This is a genomic window from Arsenophonus nasoniae DSM 15247 (assembly GCF_000429565.1).
GTDB lineage: Bacteria > Pseudomonadota > Gammaproteobacteria > Enterobacterales > Enterobacteriaceae > Arsenophonus > Arsenophonus nasoniae.
Genome location: NZ_AUCC01000151.1, coordinates 1 through 3774, shown reverse-complemented (window position 1 = coordinate 3774; position 3774 = coordinate 1). Strand labels below are relative to the sequence as shown.

Here is a 3774-nt window from a genome sequence, read left to right as displayed (position 1 = left end):
TGATGGAAGTGCCTTTTGCATTAAAGATGATATAAGTACAAATAAATAATCGGCTGTTATATTTAATTTTAATAGATATTGTCAGTCTCCTCCTGTTATTTTAACTTTCAATATCTAATTTATAGGTACAGTTTTATTTCTGTACCTATATTTTTTATATGAATTAGTCATAAATAATTTCATTTTCACTGTAAATTATGGGGATAGCTTTAAGTTTCTTAACTTCATCCCATCCTTTTTCTTGTTCACACTCATGAGCAACAACAGTAGCTGAAAAAACAGCAACGGCAAGAGCAAGATTCAGGCTTTAGCCTTTAAATTTTTTTATACTGGTATAATAAATACTGCCTACTATTGATTGATCGGATTTAACTAAAAAGTGGATCAGTTTTCGGTGATCGTTGACAACAACAATAACTGGGTCAGCTTTATTAAGATTTTTTACTGGAGGATTAAATGAATGATGATGAGATAAGTGATTATTTTTATAATTGTATAACTGCGGCCTGTCTTTTTGGTGAAGAGACTACATTTTATTCTGTTGATGGAAGTGAGAGTGAAATAATTGTCTATAGAGATAATCAAGAATCATTTACCGTTGATTATTGTAATAATCTAGAACAAGCGATGGAAATCGCCACTAAAAATAATATAATTATTTCAAATGATTCTGATTCTGGTTCTTGTTATGAATTTGATTTTGAAGATGATTTCTATACTGCAATAAGTGACTATGGTTGCAGTATCGTTGATACGAATCCTGCTAGAGCAATTATCAAATGTTTTGTATCAACATACTTAGGGAAAAGAAGGGGCAAGAAGGGACAAAAAAACAGACATCATAGGTTGTAGTAGCTCAGACTTGATTTGATATTAACTGGCTGTTTATACAGTATTTGTCAGATTAAGTTAAGACTAATACGAATGGGTCTGAAATCTAAGAATTTTCACACTAACTTTTTTCAATTAGACGGTAATGAATACCGTCTAATTATTAATTTTTAATCAAAAATTCCTCTAGCTCATTTCCATCATCGAGTAATTTTTGGAGTGCTGTGGGTGGCTTTCCGTTGCCTGACCATGTTTGGATATCGCCGTTTTCGTCTAAAAATTCATATTTTGGCTTCCGTGCATTAATACTACTTTTTTTCTTCGTCTTAATTTTGCCCGTGGTAACAGGGTTTAAGAGTGAATCAAGACTAAAGCCACTGTCTTCAATGAGTTTAATCAGGTCAAGGCGTTGCTTTTCTTTTTCTTCGGCTTCTTTTTTGGCTTGTTCAAAGAGTTCTCTGTTTTCCTCAATAACCGCTTCCAGTTTATCTTTAACTTCCTGTAGCCACTCGAAATCTTTTGTTAACGCAAATTTTCGGATAGTGGTAATACTACTAAAATGCTTAGAAATAATCTGGTATTCCTCTTCTCTTTTTAGCGTTTTGGCTGTTTCACTCATATTAATTTACCTGTTATTTTCGAATTCAAATCGGGTTGCCCCTGTGGTCTTGTCCTGCAATATCAACGCTGCATCAAAGTTTTTACCCGCTTTGCTCTTAAAGCCTTTGATAATGCCTGTTTTTCCTTTTTTGACCAGTGTTTCAATCTGTTTTGTGGTGAGGATTTTCTCGCAAACCGTTTTCCATATTTTAAAGCCACATTGCGCTTCACAAACGACAAGTTTAGGCTTATCCAATAATGCCTTGTTGCAATTAGGGCAGCATATAGTTGCGCTTGTCTGATTTGTTGGGGTATCAATCTTTAGGTTTTGTCCAATATCATCCGCTAACAGACGATTAATGTCACCATACAATTGTTCGACAAATTCATCAACCGTGAGATTTCCCTGTGCAATCTGTTCCTGTTTTTCTGCCCAAAGCGCGGTCATATCGGGATTGGTGGCAATATCCGGTAGTGCCTGAAAAAAATCAAGTCCTTTTTGCGTCGGGATAAGATTTCTTTTCTCCAAAACAATAAATTCACGGGCTTTGAGTTTTTCTATCATGCTATGACGGGTAGCGGGTGTACCAATTCCCCCATGTTCGTCTTTTTTGTCTTTGTCTTTGGTTTTGAGTAGTGTTTTTATTTTAGCATCTGTTACAAAATCAGCAACCCTCACCAAAGCAGCAAGTAAACTTGCCTCGGTAAAAAGTGGGGGTGGGGTGGTTTTCTTGGTGTTGACGGTGGCTTTTATACAATCTACTTTTTCACCTGTGCGAATTTTTGACAATATCGCAAATTGACCTTTATCTTGCTCTACTTCTTCATTTTCTTTATCTTGTAAAAACTCCGTAAAGCCGTTATCGGTAGTCTTTGTCGCCCGTGCCGTAAATGTTTCAGTGTCAATTTTTAGTAACACTGATGCTTCCTGATAACGTTTATTAGGCAAAAATTGAGTAAGGTAATAACGGGCAATCGCTAAATAAACGGTTTTCTCATCATCACTTAACTGACTTAAGTCAGGCGTATTAATGGTAGGAATGATAGCAGTATGGGCGGTGACTTTTGTACTATCAAAGGCTTTGGATTTCAGTGTATCTTGGGTTTTTACCTCAGAAAACAAGTGTAGATTTTTTAATGCATTAATCAGTTGTGGAGCTTCACTATACTGTTCTTCTGAAAGATAAGAACAGTCTGAACGGTTATAGGTGATTGCTTTATACTTTTCCCGTAATTGTTGTGTGATTTCCAGTGTTTTAGCTGCGGTCATTCTGTGGTTTTTATTCATGTATTGTTGTAACTTCACCAGATTAAAGGGCAACGGGGGCGAGGTTTCTTTGTTGTCTACGGCTGCTGCCACAACCTCCGCTGTTTTCCCTTCACAGAATTTTGCTATCCGTTCACCAAAATCTTTATTGATTAAGCGTTTCTTGTCATCCTGTGGGGCGTTTTCGCTAATTTGCCAGTTAGCTTCAAATTCCGCTTTTAAGTGGTCAAAGATGCCCGTAATGGTATAGTAAAAACTTTCCTTGTGGTTTTTATTTGCCAGATAACGACGACAAATCAAGCCTAATATTGGCGTTTGTACTCGTCCAACGGATAATGGCGTTCCTCGATAACCTTTTTGTTGGGCGGTGACCGTGTAAGCACGCGTCATACTCTTTCCGTAAATATCATCACCCACACTTCTAGCCAAGGCTTTATAAAACAGTCCCTTGAATTTCTGGTTATCTTTTAAATTATTCAGCGCTTTTTTGACAGCAGCATCGGTATTATCATTAATCAGCAGTCGTTGAACAGGTTTTGTGTTGTTGGCATAAATCAAGACTTCATCAACCAGTAATTGCCCTTCATCATCAGGGTCGCCAGCATGAATAATGACGTTTGCTTTTTTGATAAGCTCAACCACGATTTTAACCTGTTTTTCTTTTCCTTCACATGGCTGGTATTTAACGGGATAGAGTTTTAACGGCAAGTCTTCTTTTTTCCAGCGTTTGTAGTCAGGGTGATAATTTTCAGGCTCTGCACTTTGGATAATGTGACCATAGCACCATGTGACAACATCCCTATCGGATTCAAAATAACCTTCTTTTCGAGTAAATTTACCATCCAACGCTTTAACAATATCGCTGGCAATTTGCGGTTTTTCTGCGATATATAAATTCATTTTTTTGCTCTCTTATTTAGTTGGCTTGTTGGGCTTTTTTATTTTCATCTGCGATAAAATCAGGGGCGAAAAATCTTTGTGTCAGTTCGTTGTCAATTAAGCGCAAATCATTTTTATTGCTCGTTAAATACGTGGATGAAAATAACTTGGCTTTATTGATTAAATCATTGGTGTTA

General features: G+C 36.5%; 3 protein-coding genes. 1 reads left to right on the top strand and 2 read right to left on the bottom strand.

The genetic code is table 11. The features are described from left to right. Positions 1-456: 456 nt before the first annotated feature. A complete protein-coding gene (locus tag G468_RS0116490) occupies positions 457-852 on the top strand; it encodes a hypothetical protein (RefSeq protein WP_026823975.1) in 396 nt (131 codons plus the stop codon). 142 nt (positions 853-994) lie between these two features. Here the strand turns inward: G468_RS0116490 and G468_RS0116485 are convergent, their stop codons facing one another. Together G468_RS0116485 and G468_RS0116480 are read right to left on the bottom strand one after the other, a co-directional pair. Beyond that, entirely contained in the window at positions 995-1450 is a 456-nt protein-coding gene (locus G468_RS0116485) for an H-NS histone family protein (protein WP_026823974.1), read from the bottom strand. A gap of 6 nt (positions 1451-1456) precedes the next feature. Next, complete coding sequence (locus G468_RS0116480; RefSeq protein WP_026823973.1) at positions 1457-3598, bottom strand: type IA DNA topoisomerase; 2142 nt, start codon at positions 3596-3598, stop codon at positions 1457-1459. Between the last annotated feature and the right edge of the window lie 176 nt (positions 3599-3774).